The sequence below is a fragment of the Halothece sp. PCC 7418 genome (genome assembly GCF_000317635.1).
GTDB lineage: Bacteria > Cyanobacteriota > Cyanobacteriia > Cyanobacteriales > Rubidibacteraceae > Halothece.
Window position 1 is genome coordinate 2,187,369 of the sequence record NC_019779.1, and the last position, 22,771, is coordinate 2,210,139.

Consider the following 22,771-nt stretch of genomic DNA (forward strand, 5'->3'; position numbering starts at 1 on the left):
AACTTATTCTGGGTCAACCCAACGTCCATCCTCTTTAATCAGATTGATTAACTCTTCAACGCCCTTTTCTTCAGGAACACGCTTGATTTCTTCTCGTCCTCGATAGAGTGCAATGTAACCCGCTTGTTTGCCAACATAACCATAGTCAGCATCTGCCATTTCCCCAGGACCGTTAACAATACAGCCCATAACAGCAATATCTAAGCCTGTGAGATGATTGGTTGCAGCACGGACTTTTTCTAACACTTCTTCGAGATTAAATAGGGTGCGACCGCAGGAAGGACAAGCCACATACTCCACCATGGTTTTGCGGAGTCCTAACGATTGTAAAATGCTGTAACAGACAGGAATTTCTTTTTCTGGCGGTTCAGTGAGAGACACCCGAATGGTATCGCCAATTCCTTCCGCCAATAACGTCCCAATTCCTGCGGTGGATTTGATCCGTCCGTATTCTCCGTCTCCCGCTTCTGTCACCCCCAAATGCAAGGGATAATCCATTCCTAACTCATCCATCCGTTTGACCATTAAACGATAAGCAGCCAACATTACAGGAACGCGGGAGGCTTTGAGGGAAATAATGAGGTTATGAAAATTGAGAGACTCACAAATTTTGATAAATTCAAGTGCGGACTCAACCATTCCTTCTGGGGTATCGCCATAGGTAAAAAGCATCCGTTCCGCGAGAGAACCATGGTTAACCCCAATCCGCATCGCTTTTCCTTGATCGCGCAAGGAAATCACGAGAGGTTCTAACGTTTCGCGTATTTTTTCGCCAATTTCGTCAAATTCGGCTTGACTGTATTCAGTGCGGTCAGTTTTAGGCTTTTCAAAAACATATAGCCCTGGATTGATTCGCACTTTATCCACGTGCTTAGCCACTTCGAGGGCAATTTTCATCCCATTATGGTGAACATCAGCCACTAAAGGCACGGGTTGATAAGTTTCTTGGAGACGAGTTTTGATATCTGCCAGCGCCCTAGCATGAGCCATACTAGGAACGGTAACACGAACAATTTCACAGCCAATTTCATGAAGCCGACGAATCCCATTCACTGACCCTTCAATATCGAGGGTGTCTTCGTTGATCATCGATTGAACAACGACAGGGTGTCCGCCACCAATGGTGACATCTCCCACAGGGACGGGGCGAGTTTTACGGCGATGAATTGTTGTATCAAAAGCTGGGGTGGTTTGAGGGTTAGATAGGGTTTGCATAGGTCTGGGTTATTATGGTTTCAAGATCAAGATTAAACCAACTGAACACCAAGTTGATTAATGAGACGATCAACATCAAAATGTTGACTCATTAAGTCTTGGATAAATCGGACTTTGATCGGTTCTTGAATCCGAACTTGTTTAAATGTTCGTTCTGCAACTTCTACTGTTGTTAGGGTATCAAACTCAACAGCAAGAATGGGAATTTCTAGGGTTTCAGCACGGGAGAGGATAAAGTCTTGCGGTGGCACATGACCCGTTAAAATTAAACAGTGTGCCGAGGTTTCGAGGGCAGCTAATTGTAAGTCGCTGCGATCGCCGCCCGTAACAACAGCCAAGTTTTTCCCTTTACGAAAATACTTCAACGCAGAGTTAACATTCATCGCGCCAATGGTTAATCGTTCCACCATTAAGTCCAGCCGATCGCGCCGACAAAGCACTTCTGCTGACAACTGTTTTGTCAGTTCTCTAACGCTGACACTATGGAGTAAATCACTTTGAGGCAACATTCCAAACACAGAAACGCCTTGCTTTTCCAAAAAGGGTTTCACTTCATCACGAATCTCGGATTCTGCTTCTGGGGGAATATCATTAATAACCACCCCTAATAACTGATTCCCGAGTTGTTTCTGTGCAGCCAAGACTTGATCCAACACCCGTAAGGAATGGTAGCGAACCACCAGTAAAATCGGTGCGTTTAAGGTTTCCGACATCTGCTGCGTAGAAAGAGTAAATAAACTCCCTTCCGCCAAGGTGGCGGGGGCTTCAATCAAGCATAATTCGCGATCGAAACTGTGAATGTAGTCTTTTAGGGCTTGAGAATAATCTCCGATTTGATGCGTTTTTGTTGTCTGGGCGATCACAGATGGGGATAAGTTAATGAGGGGAGTTCCCACCTGTTCCTGCGATAACTCTAATGCTTTGGCGATGAACTGCACGTCATCCTCGACGGTTTCTGTTTCTTCTTGGTGCAAATAACTTCCTACAGGCTTGCTATAACTAAGAGTCAACCCTTGATTCCGCAATTGGTGGGCAAGTCCGAGAATCGTTGCTGACTTCCCACTGTACGCTTCTACTGAAGCAATGATCAGAGACTTGGCAGTTTTCGCCACACCCACTACTCCTTGTCACTAATTATAATTTTAAGTCTAGAGATGTTCTCAATGAACATCCTCCTGATTAAAAAGATCCTTTTCAATGTGATTCTAACAAACCGACTCCCCCCACTGCTGCCAAATCGGAGTTGATTGATTTAGAATTTGAGATTAGTCATGTTTCGATCCCAATTGCAGCAGTTAACTTAGATCTATGTTCAAGCCTTCCAAACTCTCAGCATTTTGGTCCAGAGTGAGGGGTTGAGTTGCCCCATCAAGGAACTCTCCATCATCAAAACTCTGACCGCCAAAGGTGATTTGACCTCCAGCTACAGCCACTTCTGTGCTACCGTCCTCAAAATTAACAGGGCTCGTCCTCTGAATGGAAGCTAACAGTTCAGCAGTAAGGTTACCCTCACGATCAAAAATCTCTAACGTTGAGCCATCTCGTTGGTAATCGAATTCACTACTGGTTCCACTAAGATTCACAGTTGCTCCAGAATCTAGGTTATGAGCGCCAGCACCAATAGCTATATCAAAAGTGCGAGTGCGGTCTTGAGCTCCGGCAAAATCTATGAAGAATCCCGTGCTAACTGGCACAACATTCGGTGAATTTTCTTGAAGAATTGTCGTTGTATTGGGTGTTATTTCGCCACTGTCATTTAATCCACCCTTATCATCATTCAAAATTTCACCAGTGGCGGTGGCTACCTCAATGGTTGCCTTGTCCGAGGGGTTGCTAAGGGTGACATTGAAAAGATCTCGATTTTGGAAGTTCTCACTCTCGATTTCAGGGGTTGTGTCTCCTGCGACTTGAATCGTTATGGTTTTGTTGTTTTCTTGAGGAGCAAAGGTCACGCTTCCACTGGGAAACTCGTTTCCTGCAAAGTCATCAGGGTTTACGCCCATTTGACCATCAACGACATCTGGCAAAATCGGAGGTTCAACAGCAAACTCAACCTTGGTCTCACTGCTGGTGTTTCCAGAGCGGGTGACCTCAAAGGTAAACGCGGTAAAATCACTATTCCCTTCTTGTTTAATCGCATCTAGGGGCGCGATCGCGAGAAAAGTTTCTTCACTAGCAACAATTTCAAAATTATCCGCAGTTAGGGGAGTATCTTGTGGTGTGGACTCATGAAAGACTTCAATCGTGTTGCCAGGACTTAAGGTGAACTGAGAAACATTAGTAAAAGGCTTCGATAGAGTGGCGAAGACTTCATCGGCTGTTGCAAAACCTAAACTAGAAGAGATTTGGATAATTTCCGTTGCCACATCGAAATCATTGATTCTATCTTCACCATTATTTTCACCAAAGGCAAAGGTATCAATTCCTTCCTCACCAAACAGACTATCATTTCCCGATCCACCATTTAAGACATCATTGCCTAAATTTCCTTGTAGTTGATCATCCCCTCCCAACCCGTTTAAAGTATCGCTGACGATCGTGCCAAAAATGGTTTCTCCAGTTTCAGTGGCAATTGCGGGAGATTCACCTTGCGGGTTAAAGCCCTCAATCTCGTAACCAATATCTGATAAGAGAGCTAAATCAATTTGTGAAGGTAAATTCCGAGTAAAAGGCGCAATAGGATCCATTAACACTTCATTATTGAAAAAGCCTTCTTGAACATGACTAAGATCCGTTGTCAGTGGAATGGGGCTGCCATTGTTCACACTGAGGCTGTTTACACCGTCAAACAGACTACCTGCACCAATTTCCTCAAAAATGGGAGCGGTTCCAATTCCTAAAACGTGCCCGATTTCGTGCAACGCGACGGTGATGAAATCGATACTGCCATTGGGAATGTCATCAGAGGTTTCGGGAGTGCTATCAAAAAACCACTCGACATCGCTGCCATCGTTAAAAGTGGGAGAGGGCTCAAAAGACATTTCTCCAGCCCAAGGCTCAAAATTGGTGACAGGTCCAGTGCCACGAAAGTTGTTTGTAATACGCGCCCTAAAAATATCACCACTAGCATCACCCCCTGTGAATCCACCCCGCGCAATGGCTGACCCTGACATTCCGAAGGGAGGGGATTGAGCACCAACAAAAATCAGCAAATCGTCAATGGGGTCTTGTAATTTAATGAGAGGGGAGTCAGACCCATTTTCAGGGTTGGTGATGGTAAATTCAATTCCTGCGGGAACGTCAGGAAAATCATCTTCAATGAAAGATTCCCAAATATCTCCTGCAGACTCCAGCGCGTCACGCCGAACTGGATCATCAAAAAAACCATTAGTGTCGAATCGGAAATCAAATTCGATGTTGAACGAGGAGTTGGAAGACATCTCAGTAATTACTGGCAATGAACAATCGCTTGAAGCTCACCCTTTTCAGGAGAACTAAAGCAACCCAATTGTAACTCTCTTCTATCACCGTTGAAGCGTTAAAAATTTGCCGATTTGATCTGAGAATCAACCTGCTATAGCAAGCCTGATCGTTGCTCCCAACCCCCAGATCTATGATGATATAGTGCTACTTGAAAAGGGAAAAGGGAATCCAGGAGTGGGTTTCTAGATTTTTATCTGTCCTCCCCCGACTCAGTAATGCTATGTATAGCGCTACAAAATCAGGTTAGGACATTCCAAAATGTTGAAATTCACCTATACCGTTTCCTAGTTGGTTGAGGTAGAAAGCGAGTCGGTGGATGTTCATGGTTCATGGTTCATGGTTCGTGGTTCATTGATTAAAAACCAACAAATAACAAAGAACGAAGAACAAAGAACAAAGAACCAAAATTTAGAAGTGAGGTTTAACTGGAGCTCCGACGGCGCATTTTAAACGGTGGCTTGTTTGGCGACTTCAAAGAAATGTCTCACATTATCTTCGGGTGTTCCGGGTAAAACCCCATGACCTAAATTAAGGATATGTCCGCGATTCTCTCCTTTGCGAATTGTTTCTAAAACGCGATCGCGAATCAAATCTTGTGACCCAAATAAAACACCTGGATCAATATTGCCTTGAACTTTGGTCTCTTGTCCAATCCGTTGTCTGGCTTCAGCCAAATCAACCGTCCAGTCTAGGCTAATGATATCAAAGCCCGTTTTTGCCATCCGTTCTAAAACACCAGCACTTCCGCTAATATAGAGAATTAAAGGCGTATCGGGATGGGTTTGTTTAACCGCTTCTACCACTTGTTTTTGATAAGGTAGGGCAAAGATTTCGTAATCTTGAGGAGAGAGTTGACCCGCCCAAGAATCAAACATTTGGACGACTTGTGCGCCACAGTCAATTTGATAACGGACATAACGCGCGATCGAGTCCGCAACTTTGCTTAAGAATTGATGCAATAATTGCGGTTCTTTGAATGCCATCCCTTTAATGTTGGCATAATTTTTTGATGTTCTCCCTTCAATCGCATACGCGCCTAATGTCCAGGGTGCGCCGACAAAGCCTAAAACTGTGGATTGATTCCCTACTTCTTCTCGTAATGACTTGAGAATGGTTTTAATAAACGGAAGCGATTCTTCTGGATCTAGGGGACGCATTTGATCCACTTGTTCTTGCGTCCGAATCGGGGGATCAATCACGGGACCTTTGCTTTCTACAATATCAAAGTCAATGCCCATTCCAGGTAATGGGGTGAGAATATCAGAAAAGAGAATCACACCATCGGGTTGAAACGCGCGCCAAGGTTGTAGGGAGATTTCAATGGCGAGGTCTGGATTTTCCGAACGTTCGCGGAAACTGGGGTATTTTTCTCTTAAATCACGGTATTCTTTCATGTATCGTCCCGCTTGACGCATCATCCACACGGGTGGACGTGATACACTTTCTCCACGGGCAACTTTTAATAAAGAAGGAAGTTCACTCTGACTTACCATAGATGATATTATCTGAAATTTTTTAACGCATCCGTTAGCTTATCATTTTGTTTTTGGGATTGGTGAGAACGTCCTGAAAAATGCAAAAATCTGATATGTTATTAGTTATTGGTTATTAGTTATTCGTTCATTGTTCTTTGTTGACTGGTAACTGGTCACTGGTCACTGTATTTTTATTGAACCTTGTCAGAATCTTTAATGCAAGCGGTTGAAAAAGCCAGTTCCTCGGAAGAGTTGGTGAAAGCAGTATGGGCGTTGAGTCGCAGTCAATCAGAAGCTGCGATTCCTATGCTGATTAAAGTGTTAGGATTTAATAATCCTGGGGCTGCGATCGCGGCGGTGGAAGGATTAGTCCAGTTAGGGGATGTTGCGGTTCCCACCCTCATTCGCGACCTTGATGGTTATGATTATGGGGCGAGGGCATGGGCAATTCGAGCGTTATCGCGGATTGCAAACCCAGAAGCGTTAGAAATTTTATTGGATGCAGCCACCAGCGATTTTTCCCTCAGTGTGCGTCGGGGGGCTGCAAAAGGGTTAGGAGAGTTACGCTGGGATGTCTTGCCTTCAGATGCCAGAGAGACGGCGCAGAGAAAGGTTTTGGAGACCCTGAAGACTGTTGCAACGGATGAGGAATGGATTGTTCGCTATGCTGCGATTGTGGGGTTAGAGTCGCTGGCGAAACAGGTGTTTACAGCAGAGATTCAGGACTATTTAAAGCAACGACAGGAAGCAGAATTAGATTTAACCGCGCGATCGCGCACTGAATTGGCTTTGCAAAAACTGAAATAAATGGCTCGCCACAAACTTTTGTTCTATCATACCTTGACTCAGCAACGCCTCGAACTTAATTCTCGATCAGAAATTGTCCATCTTCTCCTAAAGCTGGATAAGGCTTTCCCGCTTCATCATACATCGCTGCTAAATCAGGATAAGCCCACTGGAATAAAATGCGATCATAGGTTTCTGGATCAAAAGAGGGTTGATTATACTGTCCCGCAGCCAGTCGCTGTCGTTGTGCTTCAAATAGAATCACTGCTGCTGCAACAGAAACATTTAAAGACTGTACCATTCCGAACATGGGAATATAAATCGCTTGATCCACCAGTGAGATGGCTTCTTCACTAACGCCCCACTTTTCCGCACCGAGAAGAATGCAAGTGGGTTGAGTGTAGTCGGGTTGGCGATAATCAACTGCATTCTCTGTCAGATGGGCTGCGTAGATGGTATGGTTTTGGTTTTTGAGATGACCAATGGCTGTTTTTAAGTCGGGATGGGTGTGAATATCCACCCATTTCTGACTTCCTTTTGCGGTTTCACTAAAAGCGGGAACATCTCCTTCTGTATAAACGCCATGAGCAGAAAAGACCCCAACCGCATCACAAGTGCGAATAATTGCCGAAAAGTTGTGGGGTTTATGGACATCCTCCAACAAGACCGTTAAATCTGTCTGTCGTCGGTTCAAAACTTCGCGGAGTCGGTGATAACGTCGAGGAAGCACTGGTTTCATTTCACCCATAACGGGAGTTAACAATGAGTCATCAAATCTCTACAGATCCTATTGAACACTTTGTGGTCACTGCAACGCAAATGGCAGCGATCGAGCAACGGATTTTTGCTGCGGGAATGCCAGTGGCTGCACTGATGGAAAAAGCAGCAGGGCTGGTCACACAGCGCGTTATCGAATTATATCCCCCATCCGAGATTACTAAAGTGGGCATCTTGGTCGGACCGGGGCATAATGGTGGCGATGCAACGGTAGTGGGGCGAGAGTTACATTGCCAAGGATATCAGGTTTGTCTGTATCGCCCGTTACAGAAGGCAAAAGAATTAACCCAAGCCCATCTCAATTATGTACAAAGTTTGGGCATTCCCATGGTTGAGGATGTAAAAGGTTTAGCCAACTGTGATTTGATTGTTGACGGTTTATTTGGCTTTGGGATGACTCGCCCTTTAGAAGGAAACTTAGCGGATGCTGTAGAAACGATTAATCAATGGTCTATACCAGTGGTAAGCATTGATATCCCCTCTGGACTGCATACGGATACAGGAGAGGTTTTAGGGACAGCGATTGAGGCAAATTATAGCTTTTGTTTGGGGTTATGGAAACGGGCGTTTTTCCAAGATTCTGCTTTAGCTTATTTAGGAAAGACAGAAAGAATTGATTTTGGTGTCTCTTTGGCTGATGTACAAGCTGTGGTGTCTGAGGATGCAGTTGTGAAGCAGATGACTGTTGATTTCGCGCGATCGCTGCTTCCGCTTCCTCGTCCGCTTGTCACTCATAAGTATAAACAAGGACATTTGCTGATCATTGCGGGATCGCGCCAATATGCAGGCGGAGTGATTTTAACGGGTTTAGGCGCACGGGCGAGTGGGGTGGGAATGGTCAGTATTGCAGCACCCGCTTCCTTAAAACCGATGCTGGTAACTCATCTTCCTGAAGCATTAATTATTGATTGTCCTGAAACCGAAAATGGGGCAATTGCTGAACTTCCTGAAATTGCGCGACAGTGGAACAAGTATAGCGCGATCGCGCTAGGTCCTGGATTAACCTTAGAAGCGAAAGCCCTTATCCCCCCCATTTTAGAAGCAACAAGCCCTTTAATCCTTGATGCCGATGGACTCAACGCCCTCGCTCAATTAGACCTCAAAACGGCTCTAAAACCCCGTTCAGAGACAACAATCCTCACCCCTCACCCTGGGGAGTTTCGACGACTGTTTCCAGACTTGACAGCCAATTCTTACCATCCCATAGAAACTGTTCCCACAGCAGCCCAAGAAACCAGCGCGGTTATTCTTTTAAAAGGGGCAAGAACTGTTATTGCCAGTCCTGATGAAACTTGGGTGATTCCTGAAAGTACCCCAGCCCTAGCCAGAGGGGGAAGTGGCGATGTCCTCACTGGATTATTAGGGGGATTAATCGCACAAAATCCTAACCAGCAACCCATCTCTCCCGCGCAACTAACGACCACAGCAGCCGTTTGGCACGCCCAAGCTGGTATCAAAGCCAGTCTGGATCATAGCGATCTTGGTGTTGATGCCTTTACCCTTACCCAATATTTAACCCAGTTCCCTGCTAGCAGTGACCAGTGACCAGTGACTAATGACTAATGACCAATGACTAATGACAAGTAAGTTAAGATAGGTTTACAGAATGTAAGAGAAAAAGCCCTTCTGGATTAAGAAGAAAACATGAACTCACCGATTGAAGCTGTGCAAGCCCCTTATTATGGAGGCGGAAACACTCGCACCCCTCCACCTGATTTACCCTCTCTTTTATTAAAAGAACGCATTGTTTATTTAGGTTTACCTCTGGTCTCCCCTGATGAGTATAAAGAACAACTGGGGATTGACGTGACAGAATTGATTATCGCGCAGTTGCTGTACTTGCAATTTGAAGATCGGGAAAAACCGATTTATATGTACATCAACTCCACTGGAACCTCTTGGTATGGTGGAGAATCCATTGGTTTTGAAACCGAAGCCTTTGCTATTTGCGACACCATCAATTACATCGCACCGCCAGTCAATACCATCTGTATTGGTCAAGCAATGGGAACCGCAGCGATGATTCTTTCTTCGGGAACGAAAGGCTATCGCGCTAGCCTTCCCCACGCTACGATTATTCTTAATCAACCGCGTCAGGGCGCACAGGGACAAGCCACGGATATTCAAATTCGGGCAAAAGAAGTTTTAGCGAATAAACAAGCGATGTTGGAGATCTTGTCGAAAAATACAGGTCAACCTGCGGAAAAAATTGCCAAAGACTCCGACCGAATGTTCTATCTCAGTCCACAAGAAGCCAAAGAATATGGACTGATTGATCGCGTTCTCGAAAGCACGAAAGAACTACCTTCTACAGCAGGAGTTCTCAGTTAATATTAACTGAGTCCCTCCCTCAGGAATCATTGACTCTAACCATCCCTATCCGTAACGAATTAAGAACAAAGGACAAAGTTTATGCCCATTGGTGTACCTAGAGTTCCCTATCAGATGCCCGGTCAACCCTACAGTGATTGGGTGAATATTTATGATCGTCTCTATCGGGAACGCATTATTTTCCTCGGTCGCGGAATCAACGATAGTTTAGCGAACCAAGTAATCGCGGTCATGCTTTACCTCGATTCTGAAGACCCCAGCAAACCGATTTATCTTTACATTAATTCCCCTGGTGGTTCTGTGAGTGCAGGCATGGCAATTTATGACACCATGCAGCATATTAAATCAGAAGTCGTCACCATTTGTGTCGGAATTGCAGCGTCGATGGGGGCGTTTCTCTTATCTGCTGGGACAAAAGGCAAACGTCTTGCACTTCCTCACTCTCGGATTATGATTCACCAACCGATGGGAGGCACACAAGGAAGACGACAAGCCACGGATATTGAAATTGAAGCGAGAGAAATTCTTCGTATTCGTGAACAACTTGACAAAATCATGGCAGAGAATACGGGTCAAACCATCGAGAGAATCAAAAAAGATACAGATCGTGATTACTTTATGTCTGCTGAAGAAGCCAAGGAATATGGCATCATCGATCGCGTGATTGAGGACAAAAGCGTCTAAAACGACTCTGATGTCGATTGGTCAGTAGAGGGTAGCCTCAGGGTTACCTTCTACATCCGTCCTAAAGCCTTTAACTTCGAGATTTTATCACTGCTTAAACCATCGAGTTCTTCTAAACTCAGCCATCCTTCTTTCACCAGTTGGGAAAAAACAAAGATTAACACTGACTCGCGATCGTCATATTTACCATCAAGTTCATGTCGCTTGGAACTGAGAAAATCATGTAAACGCCACATATCATCGAGACTTGTGATTGAGGCACTGGCAGAACGCACAGTTTCGATCAGAGTTTCTATTTCGCGCGATCGCGCTTTTTCTAAAGCAACCTGAGCAATTTCTTTTTCTACACTAGACCACTGATTTTCCGTCGTTGACATGATCCCATCTAAAGTTTAAGTGAATCTATAGCTTATCAAACCGATCTGAAACTGTCTATGGTTTCAATTAGAATCCCAAATGAATCAATCGAAAAAAAGGAGCATTCTTCACTGAAAAAAAGCTCCCGGTGAACTACCCCAACCTGCGTTCATCGAGGTTGGGGCTTCGATACTCGTAGGGGAATGCCCAAACTTAACCTTACGACCAAGTTTAGGACTTCTATCCCCTCCTACCGCAGCCGTCCCCGTTCCAGAGACGGAAAGCATTCTGATTCCTTCTGCTCTAATGTTCTTAGATGCGTTCTCATCACGGTCATGGTGAGTTCCGCATTTAGGACAAGTCCATTCCCTTACTTCTAGGTCTAGACTTTCTAACTCATAATGGCAGTTTGAGCAGAGTTTGGAACTGGGAAACCATCTGTCAATCTCGACTAGAACTCCTCCTTTTTCTTTGAGCTTATAGTCTAAGAAGTTAACAAACATTCCCCAACTCACATCAGAAATTGCTTTTGCTAGTTTGTGGTTACGAACCATACCCTTGATGTTCAAATCTTCCACTACGATTACCTGATTGTTATCCACAATTTTTCGGGATACCTTATGCAGATAGTCTTGGCGGGTATTGCTAACTCGTTCGTGTACCTTAGCGACTAGCTTTCTCGCTTTATTTCTTGATTGAGAACCCTTTTGCTTACGGGCTAACTTTTTTTGTTTACGCTTGAGATTTTTCTCATGTTTAGATAGATTTTTAGGGTTAGGAAACTTAGAGCATTTCTCGCCATCGTGAACAATGGCAAACTCTTTAATTCCTAAGTCAATTCCCGCTACCTTACCTTCTGTAACTGGGGTTGGCTTCTCCTGTTGAGTCTCAAACAACAAGGAAGCATAATACTTTCCAGTTGGTGTCCGACTAATAGTAACTGTCTTTAACTTCCCATCTTCAAATAGTCGATGAATCTTTGCTTTGACGAGTCCTTCCATCTTAGGAAGTCTCAGAGCTTTATTATCGACTATTTTGACGTGCTGAGGGAATTGGCAAGACTGTCTTTGATCAAAACTTTTGAATCTCGGGTATCTTGCACGCCCTTCAAAAAAGTTCTTGTAAGCCTTGGTAAGGTTCAAGGTGGTAGCCTGCAAAACTTGAGCAGGACACTCTTTCAAGAAGGCAGTCTCTTCTTGACGTTTTAACGGAGGAAGATAAGCATTGAGAGCCGTTCGTCCCAAGCCTTTCCCTGTATCTTTATAATGCTGTTTGCATAAGGCTAGTGCATAATTCCACCAATATCTAGCACATCCCATCACTTGATTGAGTTGGGACTGCTGAGAAGGTGTTGGATATAGTCTAACCTTAATTGCTCGTAGCATAGCGGTAAATATAACGTAATCTATAATTATGATAAAGCAACAACCGAAGTTTGTCAATCCCTAATACTAGTTGATCGGACTTCGTTCTAAGTTCGCGCTTCACGCCCACCTACTTCGTTGAGGTGGGGGAATTCCCGCTTACGTCGTTCACCCCCACCTACTTCGTTGAGGTGGGGGAATTCCCGCTTACGTCGTTAAAATCAAATTGCTGCAATTAATCATTTGCTTTAACGAGCAAAGTTCATCAATTCCTTGGGAGAAGCGAGTAAATCGATCGCGACAAAGAAAATTTTATCGTTAGGATCAAGTAAGAAACGCCAAGCAATATTCATCCCCACTTTTGCCCCAAACCAAGGACTCTGCACCTTACCTGTGACTTTAATTTGAGTATAATTATCCTCTGCTGGTTCGGCTACACCTTTTTCGGGTAAGAGTTTCAGATTTTGACATTCTTGTTTAAAGAAGCGCAAAATCGAATCTTTGCCAATAATCGGACGCTGAAAAGGCGGTTGGAGTGCGCCATCAGGAAGGAACAACTCAATTAACGCATCAAAGTTATTGGCATTCATATTGTTCATATAAGCCAACACCGTAGGATTCGTAACCCCTTCAATGGTCACTTGCTCTTGTTTAGAGAGTTCTTTCGGAGGCTCAACGGCTTCGCTTACAGGCGTATAACTTCCCATTTTATTGGGATCAAACCCCATGTTGACCACACAATTCCGCAAGACTGTAATTTGCTGACCTGATTCTAAACTGCGAATGGCTTGTAAGACTGCGGATGCGTTAGCTGAAAGTTGATAGCCTTTAGGAATGGGAGCAACCACTCCTTCTTCCATCCATTGCCCCAGTTTATACCAGAAACCGAGTTTAATATTGGGCGACCAAGTGGCATAAGTCCGACAAACTTCTGTATCGGCTCGATTCGCTAAGTCGCACATGACTTGCGATTGCTCTTGGAAGCTCATTTGTCGAATCTGGTTGAGCGTTCGTTCTGCAAACTGCATACTAGCAGCACCAGGCGCTGCAATGGTAATGGTTTTACCCATTTCCAGATAAGCAAACCAAATTAAGGCTAACTGATCTTCTGCACTCAACTGCTCAAATCTTGCGATGGTTGCCGGAACCGCATCAGCAGCCAAGGTATTCGGGAAAATATTACGGGCTGAATCGATGGTAAATGGCATGACTAAAACCCTTTCATCTAATGTTTTGGTACTTCCCTACTTAAGCGAGGGAATGTAGCTGATAATACCAGTTCTCTCAAGTCACGCCTGTTGCTTGCCTTACCTTCCTCATACTTCTTTACACAATTCTCTTGTTTCTCATTAAATCTTTAACAAATAGCAGTTGATTTTAAAGAAGAGTAAAGGAATCAACCTCCAAAATTTCGCCAATCATCGCGATACTCATTACATCATCCCGAATTCTTCCAGTTACTTCTGCTCGGTGTTGGGGTTGACGGAGATCAACGGGAGGGTTTCTTAATTCATAAGTTTTTCCGTCATCGGTAACTAAAGCCCACGCCCCAATTCCGACCTCTTTTTTTTCAATTCTTCCCGTGACTGTTATCATAAAAAATAAAATAAAGCCCGCTTCTGCAGGCTTGTTACTGCTCATAAAAGAAAGAATAGTCCCCCTAAACTACCACTCTAGTTCGACATCATTGGACATAGGATCGCCAGAGTAGGGTTGCACTCCAACATCGGGATAAGCGTCATCGCTCGGGGAGAAAATGCGAGCAATTGCTTCGGCGAAAAAGGAGTTAATATTGTCCATAACTTTCATAATTCCCATAGTCTTCACCCTGAATTCGTCAAGTATTTATGCTCAGAAAAAAGGCGAAATCTCCACAGCAAATGTGGATCAACTGAATCAAACTTCCTTGCTTTTTCCCTTACTTTTAGTATATTTCTCATTGCCTCTGATTGTGAGAAATATTAAGTGAGTCTAAACATTTTTTTGTATATGTTTGCAATCCAGCAAAACTTCTTATTTTGTGAGAAAAATACTTAATTTTGGTTCTTGGGAGACAAGAATTCTCCGTTTCGATTTAAGATGGAGGAGGCGGATTGTTAAGGAGAAAGAAAATGGCAACCAGTCGCCGTGTGGCAAGGGTCGCCTCCCTCATTCAGCAGGAAGTGAGCCAAATGCTGATTAATGGTATAAAAGACGATCGCGTGGGTGCTGGGATGGTCAGCGTGACTGCGGTGGATGTTTCTAACGATCTCCAACACGCCAAAATCTTTGTCAGTATCTATGGAACGGAAGAAGCGAAAACGGAAACGATGGCGGGGTTAAAGTCTTCTACAGCTTTTGTCCGTCGTGAGTTAGGAAAACGGATTCGCTTACGGAGAACACCAGAAGTGGTGTTTCATGAAGATATGTCGTTAGAACTTGGCGATCGCACTTTGTCTTTAATTAACCAACTCAGTGCGAAACGTGGGGAAGAGGAGGACGAGGAAAGTTAATGTTTGCTCTTCCAGACGAGACAGAACTTTCCCTTGCTGAACAAATTGCCCAGATGATCGTCGTTCGCGCATCTGGGTATAGTTTTGATCATCAAATTCGTTTCCCGCAGTGGGAACCTTCTAACCAAGAGTTAGAACACTGGATTCGGGACTTAAAAGTCGGTGGGGTGATTTTACTGGGGGGAAGCGCGATCGAAATTGCACAACGGACTCATCAATTGCAAACTTGGTCAGAAATTCCCCTCTTGATGGCTGCTGATATTGAAGAAGGAGTGGGACAACGCTTTTCTGGCGCAACTTGGTTTCCGCCTCCGATGGCGTTGGGAGAAATTGCAAAAACCGATCTCTCTTTAGGGAAAGAGTATGCTCGGAAAATGGGGGAAGTAACCGCACAGGAAGCCTTAGCCCTTGGTCTAAATTGGGTGTTAGCCCCTGTGGTCGATGTGAACAATAATCCTGATAATCCTGTGATTAATGTGCGTTCGTTTGGGGAAAGCCCAGAGATGGTTCAGGAATTAACTCAAGGGTTTATTGCTGGCGCACAGACTTATCCCGTGTTAACCACAGCAAAACATTTTCCAGGACATGGAGATACCGCAACCGATTCCCATTTCAAGTTACCCGTGATTGAGGTGGGAACAGACCGTTTAGAAGCAATCGAACTTCCTCCCTTTATCAGTGCGATTTCTCAAGGGGTGGATGCGGTGATGAGTGCTCATTTATTGGTTCGGTGTTGGGATGACACGCTTCCCGCTACCCTTTCTTCTACAATTCTCACGCAACAGTTACGGCTGAATTTAGGGTTTGAGGGCTTAATTGTTACGGATGCGCTGATTATGGGGGCGTTAAGTGAAATTGCTTCCCCCGAGGAAATTCCGATTCTTGCTATTGAGGCGGGTGCTGATATTATCTTAATGCCTGAAAATCCAGATCGCGCGATCGCTGCAATATTAGAAGCAGTCAACAATGGTCGTTTGTCTCCACAACGGATTAGTGCTTCTGTCGCCCGTATTGGGAAAGCAAAAGCAAAAATTAGCCATACCGAGAGAAAAGACATCCGCAGCGAGTTAGCCACACCGATTGCGTTAGAAACCACGCAAAATATTCTCAGGGCTTCTTTACGAACACGGGGAGATTTACCGATCGCGCTTCCCCAAACCCCATCTCAAAATTTAGTGATTGTCGATGATTTACTCAGTTGTGATTTCTTAGACCGCACTCATCGCGCGATCGCGCTTCCGCAACAACTGGGCTATGAGTTACAACTCTTAGGACAAGCGCAAGTCTTCCCCGAACCGCCGAAAAATGCCCCGCAAACTCTGATCCAACTGTTTACGCGAGGAAACCCCTTCCGAGGTGAATCAGGGCTAAATGAGGAAACAAAAGCCTTTCTGCAAGCCTTAATCAATCAGGGCGGTGTGCAAGGGGTGATCGTTTATGGCAGTCCTTATGTTTTAACGTGGTTAGAGGTTACTCTTCCAGAAACTATTCCTTATGTTTTCAGCTACGGACAAATGAGCGACAGTAGCGCGATCGCGCTTCAAAAGTTATTAGGGGATTTAGCGTTTTCTAAAACACAAGACCAATCTTTTCTTTAATTAGTCACTGGTCACTGATCACTGGTCATCCCATAGACTTTTTCGGAGCGAATAAAGCGGGTAAACTTTCTACCACTCGGCTACTGACCAAGCCTAAACTGCTAAAACCTAAGCCCATGGAGGAAATCGTCAGTTCAGGGGTATAAAGCCAAATCGCATCGGGCGCAAATAAACTGATGCCTAGAGTCACAATTGCTGCTACACCGCCAATCCCGAGGGCAAACCGAACGCTGGTTTGAGAAAAGACCATGATGCGCGATCGTTCTAATAAATAAGCAATAAAGGGAATCCAAACCACTGATAAATAAGTCGCATAGAAACAGACAATCAACCCAACAATTTCTCCCCCTCTCAGAGCGATTCCAAGGGCGCATAACGCATTCAGACCAGCAAAAGCAATTTCATTTCGTTTTCGATTCTCTAAGTTCGTAATATCTAAACTCGCCTTCGTTTGAATACGGAGAATATTACTCCCTAAACCAAAAGCAGGGAACGCCAGAGAGGCAATAAAGATCATCCCTAAAGGTTGAGCCGTTCCTCCTCCCAACCAACCGAGAATATAGGGAATCACAGATTTTCCTGTAACTTCTGCGGGGATAATATTCGCTTCTTGGGCTGCTAAAACAATCGCCCCTGGGAGAAACGCTAAAGCAGCTAACACAAGTCCGCCAAGAATACAGCCCCAACAAGCAACACGCAGCGATCGCGCTCTCACTACAAACTGTTGACATTTCATATCAATCAACACCAACAACACCGTTGAAAGCATTACACCGATTGTTTTAGGAGAAGCGGTTTCACTGACACGGGGCCAAAAATCTAGCACCATCTGACCGTAAATTGCGCCGTTATGCAATTGCCAGAGCGCACTTCCTAACACCAGTAAATTAAACAGGAGAAAGCCCCGAAACAGCCAACTTGCTCGTTCCACAGGAAGCAAAGAGATGACAAAGAATAATCCCGTTACAGCAATCATCGTCGGTAACGTTGGAAAGCCCACAATCGTTAAAATCGCTGCGACGGAGATAATCTGCACCGCTTCAATGCCAATCAAGGAAGTCCAAGACATGACACCAATACCAACTTTTAGCGGTTGACCATAACGCTCACCGAGAATTGTCCAAATCGGATCAATATGACTCCAGTAAAAGGGAGCGAGTAACGCCAGCGCGATCGTTCCCAGCGCGATCGCGCTGGCGTATAAACTCCCTGTTACTCCCTCTGTAAAAGACTGTTCTGCTGTTCCTAACACAAACCCTAATCCGTAGTGGGCTGAAACCATTAAGGTGGCTAGAGAAACAATTCCCAAATTCCGCGTTTTGCTCGCCGTTGTCATTTTAGCTTTTGTGAGCGATGATTTTGTAGCTTACAATCGCTTATCTTATCAAGACTAGGGAACTTTCTGACCTCTGATTTCTTAAGGAATTGGGAAAATTTCAGCGCGATCTAATATGAAATACAAAAAAGTCTGCGACATACCTACTGCCCTTTCTAAGGAGGGAGAAGCTCTACGGCTTGGCTTTCAGCCTACTTTGTGTAGCACTAGTTTATCGAAAGGGTATAACTTTAAAAAAATCGAGACGTTCCCAAGAACGCCTCAACGATTGAATTATCATCCAAACTTAGCTTAAACCTGTATTAGTACCAGGCTTACCAGTAGCAAGTTGAACTTTAACAATTTTTCCGCCCATTTTCATAATGCGCTGTTGTTCAGTAAACCAGTTGTCGTAGGGAACAAGTTTGGTAAAGTAAGTATTTTGTAATTCTCTTTGAGTACGAATTCGAGTTTGACTCGGGACACAAGCGGTCACTTTAAACATTCTCATGGGTTATAAACTCCTGCTGCAAGATCTAAAAATTATGATTCCTTTAAACACACTTAGTTCGGGAGTAAGCCAGTCAATACTAGATCATTAAAACCTATCCCCTTTTTTGCTGGTTAGATAAGTCTTGAACCCCCTAGCACTCACTCGCCACTACCCGAACTGAAGTTATCATGGGTTTACCGTCTCAGGCGATTTTCGAGTTAGCTTAAGCCAGAGCAGATGTAGTCGAAGTAAACGCCCATTTCTTTACCTGCATCAGGACCGACGAGACCCGCCGTTACTTCTTTCATTGCTTGGATTGCTTGAACTGTCGCGTTAATGGGAACACCTAAAGAATTATAGGTTTCTTTTAAGCCATTGAGAACACGCTCATCGAGGATAGAAGGATCACCAGCAAGCATTGCATAGGTGGAGTAGCGGAGATAGTAGTCTAAGTCGCGGATGCAAGCAGCATAACGACGAGTAGTGTACATATTACCGCCAGGACGAGTAATGTCAGAATACAGTAAGGACTTTGCTACTGCTTCCTTAACAATGTTTGCTGCGTTGGCGCTGATGACATTAGCAGCACGAACACGGAGTTGACCAGTTTGGAAATAGCCTTTGAGCTTTTCCATTGCTGCATCATCAAGGTATTTTCCTTGTACGTCAGCAGAGTTAATAACGGAGGTAATTGCGTCTTGCATCGTTATTTTCCTTTCCTAAGTTCAGTTTATCGAGTGAGTCTAATTAATAAGTCAAGTGTGAGCCGTTCTTGAGAACGCTTACTGCATCGCGCCGATCACGTAGTCGAAGTAAGATCCAGCTTCTGCTGCATCTTCAGCAGACATCATGGAGCAAGCAACATCTTTCATGCAGCGTACACTCTCAGCAACTGCGTTGATGGGAGTACCGAGAGAATTATACATTTCACGAACGCCGACTAAACCGATTTCTTCGATGGGAGTAACATCGCCAGCAACAACGCCGTAGGTGACGAGACGGAGATAGTAGTCCATGTCACGTAAGCAAGTTGCAGTCATTTCTTCGCCATAAGCGTTTCCGCCAGGAGAAACAACATCAGGGCGTTTTTGGAAGAGTTGGTCCCCTGCTTGTTTCACGATACGCTCACGTGCGCCAGTGAGGGTTTGAGCGATACGAAGACGTTGTTCACCACCTTCAACGAAGGCTTTAATACGGTCTAATTCGCCAGGGCTGAGGTAACGGGCTTCAGCATCAGCGTTCACGATGGATTTCGTGACGATACTCATGTTTTAGAATCCTCCAACGGATAAGTTTTATATCGAATTTTGGTTTAGGCTGGTTTTTCCAGTTCCCATACTGATATAGAGTATCAGCAAACGGGATGACTTAGTTATCTTAACAACCTTCTCCGATTTATTTTGCGATACTTCTCTCACTTTTTATTGCAGTTTTTTATATTTCGTAATATTTCTCCTCATTTAGGGATGAAATCGGGTCGTTTATCGATCACACAGCGTTTTTGGATTAGACAAAGGAATACATAAAGGCGTTCCCACCACGGGATCAGGTACAATTCGTGAAGCCACACCAAATACCGTTTTGACCATTCCTTCAGTGATTACTTGTTCGGGTGTTCCCTGAGTGTAAATCTGACCCTCTTGAACAACCACCAAATGATCGGCATAACGGGCAGCTTGATTGAGATCATGAAGGACCATCACAATCGTCCGACTCTGAGTGATATTCAGTTCTGCTAATAAATCTAAAATCTCCAATTGGTGGGCTAAATCCAGAAAAGTTGTCGGTTCATCTAACAGCAGAATTTCTGTATTTTGCGCCAAAGCCATGGCAACCCAAGCCCGTTGTCGTTGCCCTCCAGAAAGATGATCTAAGGGACGTTCCGCAAGTTCCGTCATTCCAGATAATTCTAAAGCCCAAGTGACCATTGTCTCATCTTCTTTGGACCACTGCTGTAGCCAGTTTTGGTGAGGATATCGTCCTTGGGCAACTAAATCTCTCACGGTTAACCCTTCTGGCGCGATCGCGCTTTGAGGTAAAATTCCTAACCGCTTGGCTACTGCTTTCGTGGAACGTTGAAAAATATCTGCACCATCGAGATAAACCACCCCCCCTTTCGGTTTCAGTAATCGCGCCAGTCCTCGCAAGAGCGTTGATTTTCCACAGCCATTGGGACCGACTAAAATCGTTATTTTTTCTGCGGGAACCCCGAAGTTGAGATCATGAATAATCGGGGTTTGGTGGTAGCTTAAGGTCAAGTTTTGCGTTTCCAGTCGGTTCATAAAAGTTTTTGGTTATTACCGTTTGCGAATGAGTAGATAAATAAAAAAAGGTGCTCCCACAGCAGCAGTAATCAGACCACAAGGCAGTTCGGTTGGCGCTAAAAGCATCCGTCCCAATAAATCAGCAATGACAACGAGCAGTCCACCGATCATTCCTGCTGTGGGCAGTTGTCCAGCATAAGTTCCTCCGACTAACTGACGAGACAAGTGCGGTGCCATTAAGCCCACAAAACCAATTGACCCCGCTGTAGCAACTGATGCACTGGCAAGGGCAACACTGGTGAGGAGTAAGATTCCCCGCTGCCATTCAATAGCATTACCTAATCCTCGCGCGGTTTCATCCCCAAGACTAAGCACATTCAAATTTCTCGCCATCCCTAAAGCAAGCAAACCAAAGATGACCAACCAAGGTAAAAAGGTCAAGAGTTGTTCCCAACTGCGTCCATAAACGCTGCCTGTTAACCAAACCAAGGCTTGAGAAACGGTGTTGATATTACCAAACGTAATCATGAGATTGGTGAGTGCAGAGGCAATCAGATTGAGTCCGATGCCCACAAGAATTAATCGGATCGGAGAACTACCCCCTTGCCAAGCCAGAAGATAAATCAGGACAGCAACCATTAACCCGCCGAGAAAGGCAACAACGGGTAAAAGGGCAATGGAAACTGTTGGCAATAAGACTAATAATGTGACAGCAGCGAGAGAAGCCCCTGCATTAACGCCAATGATATCGGGTGCAGCCAGAGGGTTACGAGTAATCCCTTGGGTAATAGTTCCCGCGATCGCGAGTCCGACTCCGACACCAAACGCAACGAGGGTACGGGGTAAGCGCAAGGTGCGGATAATAAATCCATAATCGCTGTTCTCACTTTGCCCTAGAATCGTTTTTACTGTTGCGAGGGGAGGAACTGGATATTCCCCATAACTCACACTGATGATCATGACCAGTAAGGTGGCAACTGCCAAGATGAGCAAAATGATTGGCACACGCCGATGAATGCGAAAAGACAGAGGAATTTTTTGCAGACGGATGACCAACCAAGGAGATTTCATGAGTTATGATTTTTGTTTCATTTGCGATTGCACCAGATGAATGAAAAAGGGCGCACCGATTAGAGGCATGACTAACCCCACTGGAATCTCTTGGGGTTGAAATAAGAGACGACCCGATAAATCAGCGCAGAGAAGTAAAATAGAGCCGAAAATTGCAGCATAGGGCAACAGCCAGCGATAATCGACTCCAATCAGGACGCGAGTGATATGAGGGATAACCAAACCAATAAAGCCAATCGGACCCGCGATCGCGACACTAGAGCCAGCTAATAACACCACACTCACCGCAGCGAGGATCTTAACCAATACCGTTTGTTGTCCTAACCCCTTTGCCACCTCTTCACCAAGAGAAAGCATCGTTAATTGTCTGCCCAAAGCGAAAGCCAGTAGCAAGCCCACACTCAAGTAGGGGAGAACTTGCCAAAAGACTTCTAGATCGCGTCCTGCAAGCGAACCAGCAAGCCAAAACCGAATTTGATCTAAGGTTTGCTGAGAGACAATTAAAATTCCACTGGTGAGAGAACTTAAAAAGGCGGTGAGGGCAGCCCCAGCAACCGTTAAGTTAATAGCGGTTAAGCCTCCCGATCCAAGCGATCCCAAAACATAAACAGTGACTGCAGTTGCTGCTGCGCCCAGAAACGCAAACCAAACATATAGGCTGAGGTCTCCCCCTTGAAACAGAAAGGTGACAACAACAACGGCGAAAGACGCACCTGCATTAACGCCTAAAATGCTAGGAGAGGCTAAGGGATTGCGAGTAATTCCCTGCATGATTGCACCAGAAACGGCAAGGGCAGCACCGACAAAAGCAGCAATCAGCGATCGCGGGAAGCGAACGGTGCGAATAATCAGATGTTCCGTTGAATCCTCATTCGCAAAAAAGGCGCGAGTGACTTCTTCTAAGGGAATGTTCGCAGCGCCGAAAGCTAAATTACTAATAAAAATTAGCAGCAAAACCAACAGCGCGATCGCTACACCAATTGGCGAGAGCAATGGTAAAGAGAAAATTTTTGTATCGGCAGGCTGACGGTTAAGCAAGTTTCTTGATAATCGTTGGAGAGAAGACAATCACCCTATATCCTAAGTTTATTAGTAATTACTTGCAAGTATTTCTCTTAATCCTTCC

The 22,771-nt window shown here is 44.8% G+C and carries 23 protein-coding genes; 6 read left to right on the plus strand and 17 right to left on the minus strand.

The genetic code is table 11. The annotated features are described in order from the left end of the window. Window positions 1-3 precede the first annotated feature (3 nt). The 4 genes from ispG to hemE all read right to left on the minus strand — a co-directional run bounded on the left by ispG (window position 4) and on the right by hemE (window position 6,131). Window positions 4-1,215, minus strand: coding sequence for a (E)-4-hydroxy-3-methylbut-2-enyl-diphosphate synthase (gene ispG, locus PCC7418_RS09870; RefSeq protein WP_015226030.1), 1,212 nt, complete (start codon window positions 1,213-1,215; stop codon window positions 4-6). Window positions 1,216-1,247: 32 nt separating this feature from the next. Further along, entirely contained in the window at window positions 1,248-2,327 is a 1,080-nt protein-coding gene (locus tag PCC7418_RS09875; protein WP_015226031.1) for a phosphotransacetylase family protein, read from the minus strand. 183 nt (window positions 2,328-2,510) lie between these two features. Next, a complete protein-coding gene (locus tag PCC7418_RS19400) occupies window positions 2,511-4,595 on the minus strand; it encodes a peptidase M10A and M12B matrixin and adamalysin (protein WP_015226032.1) in 2,085 nt (694 codons plus the stop codon). A gap of 489 nt (window positions 4,596-5,084) precedes the next feature. Further along, window positions 5,085-6,131 (minus strand): uroporphyrinogen decarboxylase, encoded by a 1,047-nt coding sequence (gene hemE / locus PCC7418_RS09885; RefSeq protein ID WP_015226033.1) that lies wholly within the window; start codon window positions 6,129-6,131, stop codon window positions 5,085-5,087. A gap of 198 nt (window positions 6,132-6,329) precedes the next feature. Between hemE and PCC7418_RS09890 the strand changes: the two genes are divergently transcribed. Beyond that, complete coding sequence (locus PCC7418_RS09890; protein ID WP_015226034.1) at window positions 6,330-6,920, plus strand: HEAT repeat domain-containing protein; 591 nt, start codon at window positions 6,330-6,332, stop codon at window positions 6,918-6,920. A gap of 55 nt (window positions 6,921-6,975) precedes the next feature. Here the strand turns inward: PCC7418_RS09890 and trmH are convergent, their stop codons facing one another. Then, window positions 6,976-7,647 carry a tRNA (guanosine(18)-2'-O)-methyltransferase TrmH gene (gene trmH, locus PCC7418_RS09895; protein WP_015226035.1) on the minus strand — a complete coding sequence of 224 codons (672 nt, stop codon included), beginning with the start codon at window positions 7,645-7,647 and terminating at the stop codon, window positions 6,976-6,978. Between the two features lie 14 nt (window positions 7,648-7,661). On the opposite strand from trmH, the gene PCC7418_RS09900 reads away from it, so the two are divergent. The 3 genes from PCC7418_RS09900 to PCC7418_RS09910 all read left to right on the plus strand — a co-directional run bounded on the left by PCC7418_RS09900 (window position 7,662) and on the right by PCC7418_RS09910 (window position 10,691). After that, window positions 7,662-9,221: a bifunctional ADP-dependent NAD(P)H-hydrate dehydratase/NAD(P)H-hydrate epimerase gene (locus PCC7418_RS09900; RefSeq protein WP_015226036.1), complete on the plus strand. Its 1,560-nt coding sequence runs from the start codon at window positions 7,662-7,664 to the stop codon at window positions 9,219-9,221. Between the two features lie 99 nt (window positions 9,222-9,320). After that, window positions 9,321-10,007: an ATP-dependent Clp protease proteolytic subunit gene (locus PCC7418_RS09905; RefSeq protein WP_015226037.1), complete on the plus strand. Its 687-nt coding sequence runs from the start codon at window positions 9,321-9,323 to the stop codon at window positions 10,005-10,007. An 81-nt stretch (window positions 10,008-10,088) separates the two neighbouring features. Continuing rightward, complete coding sequence (locus PCC7418_RS09910) at window positions 10,089-10,691, plus strand: ATP-dependent Clp protease proteolytic subunit (protein WP_015226038.1); 603 nt, start codon at window positions 10,089-10,091, stop codon at window positions 10,689-10,691. A 50-nt stretch (window positions 10,692-10,741) separates the two neighbouring features. Here PCC7418_RS09910 and PCC7418_RS09915 read toward each other — a convergent pair whose 3' ends face one another. The 5 genes from PCC7418_RS09915 to PCC7418_RS20760 all read right to left on the minus strand — a co-directional run bounded on the left by PCC7418_RS09915 (window position 10,742) and on the right by PCC7418_RS20760 (window position 14,230). Next, window positions 10,742-11,068, minus strand: a complete 327-nt coding sequence (locus PCC7418_RS09915) for a hypothetical protein (protein WP_015226039.1) — start codon at window positions 11,066-11,068, stop codon at window positions 10,742-10,744. Window positions 11,069-11,176: 108 nt separating this feature from the next. After that, on the minus strand, window positions 11,177-12,433 hold the full coding sequence (locus PCC7418_RS09920) for an RNA-guided endonuclease TnpB family protein (protein WP_015226040.1): 1,257 nt from the start codon (window positions 12,431-12,433) through the stop codon (window positions 11,177-11,179). A 227-nt stretch (window positions 12,434-12,660) separates the two neighbouring features. Further along, the gene (locus tag PCC7418_RS09925) at window positions 12,661-13,620 is read right to left on the minus strand and encodes an orange carotenoid protein N-terminal domain-containing protein (RefSeq protein ID WP_015226041.1); all 960 of its coding nucleotides are present in this window, start codon (window positions 13,618-13,620) and stop codon (window positions 12,661-12,663) included. A gap of 169 nt (window positions 13,621-13,789) precedes the next feature. Then, window positions 13,790-14,053 carry a DUF5818 domain-containing protein gene (locus PCC7418_RS09930; protein ID WP_015226042.1) on the minus strand — a complete coding sequence of 88 codons (264 nt, stop codon included), beginning with the start codon at window positions 14,051-14,053 and terminating at the stop codon, window positions 13,790-13,792. 24 nt (window positions 14,054-14,077) lie between these two features. Then, window positions 14,078-14,230: a hypothetical protein gene (locus PCC7418_RS20760; RefSeq protein WP_015226043.1), complete on the minus strand. Its 153-nt coding sequence runs from the start codon at window positions 14,228-14,230 to the stop codon at window positions 14,078-14,080. 293 nt (window positions 14,231-14,523) lie between these two features. Here PCC7418_RS20760 and rbfA point away from each other — a divergent pair, with 293 nt between their 5' ends. Continuing rightward, window positions 14,524-14,904: a 30S ribosome-binding factor RbfA gene (rbfA, locus tag PCC7418_RS09935; RefSeq protein ID WP_015226044.1), complete on the plus strand. Its 381-nt coding sequence runs from the start codon at window positions 14,524-14,526 to the stop codon at window positions 14,902-14,904. Then, window positions 14,904-16,502, plus strand: a complete 1,599-nt coding sequence (locus tag PCC7418_RS09940) for a glycoside hydrolase family 3 N-terminal domain-containing protein (protein WP_015226045.1) — start codon at window positions 14,904-14,906, stop codon at window positions 16,500-16,502. The genes rbfA and PCC7418_RS09940 overlap by 1 nt, the downstream gene beginning before the upstream one ends. Before the next feature lie 25 nt (window positions 16,503-16,527). On the opposite strand, the gene PCC7418_RS09945 is transcribed toward PCC7418_RS09940, so the two are convergent. The 7 genes from PCC7418_RS09945 to PCC7418_RS09975 form a co-directional block, all read right to left on the minus strand. Beyond that, entirely contained in the window at window positions 16,528-17,838 is a 1,311-nt protein-coding gene (locus PCC7418_RS09945) for a hypothetical protein (RefSeq protein ID WP_015226046.1), read from the minus strand. Window positions 17,839-18,124: 286 nt separating this feature from the next. Further along, a complete protein-coding gene (locus PCC7418_RS09950) occupies window positions 18,125-18,328 on the minus strand; it encodes a phycobilisome linker polypeptide (RefSeq protein WP_015226047.1) in 204 nt (67 codons plus the stop codon). 200 nt (window positions 18,329-18,528) lie between these two features. Next, on the minus strand, window positions 18,529-19,014 hold the full coding sequence (gene apcB, locus PCC7418_RS09955; protein ID WP_015226048.1) for an allophycocyanin subunit beta: 486 nt from the start codon (window positions 19,012-19,014) through the stop codon (window positions 18,529-18,531). Between the two features lie 78 nt (window positions 19,015-19,092). After that, window positions 19,093-19,578, minus strand: a complete 486-nt coding sequence (gene apcA / locus PCC7418_RS09960) for an allophycocyanin subunit alpha (protein WP_015226049.1) — start codon at window positions 19,576-19,578, stop codon at window positions 19,093-19,095. A gap of 213 nt (window positions 19,579-19,791) precedes the next feature. Then, the gene (locus PCC7418_RS09965; protein WP_015226050.1) at window positions 19,792-20,592 is read right to left on the minus strand and encodes an ABC transporter ATP-binding protein; all 801 of its coding nucleotides are present in this window, start codon (window positions 20,590-20,592) and stop codon (window positions 19,792-19,794) included. 15 nt (window positions 20,593-20,607) lie between these two features. Next, on the minus strand, window positions 20,608-21,645 hold the full coding sequence (locus PCC7418_RS09970; protein WP_015226051.1) for an iron ABC transporter permease: 1,038 nt from the start codon (window positions 21,643-21,645) through the stop codon (window positions 20,608-20,610). 3 nt (window positions 21,646-21,648) lie between these two features. Next, window positions 21,649-22,713 carry an iron ABC transporter permease gene (locus tag PCC7418_RS09975; RefSeq protein ID WP_015226052.1) on the minus strand — a complete coding sequence of 355 codons (1,065 nt, stop codon included), beginning with the start codon at window positions 22,711-22,713 and terminating at the stop codon, window positions 21,649-21,651. Between the last annotated feature and the right edge of the window lie 58 nt (window positions 22,714-22,771).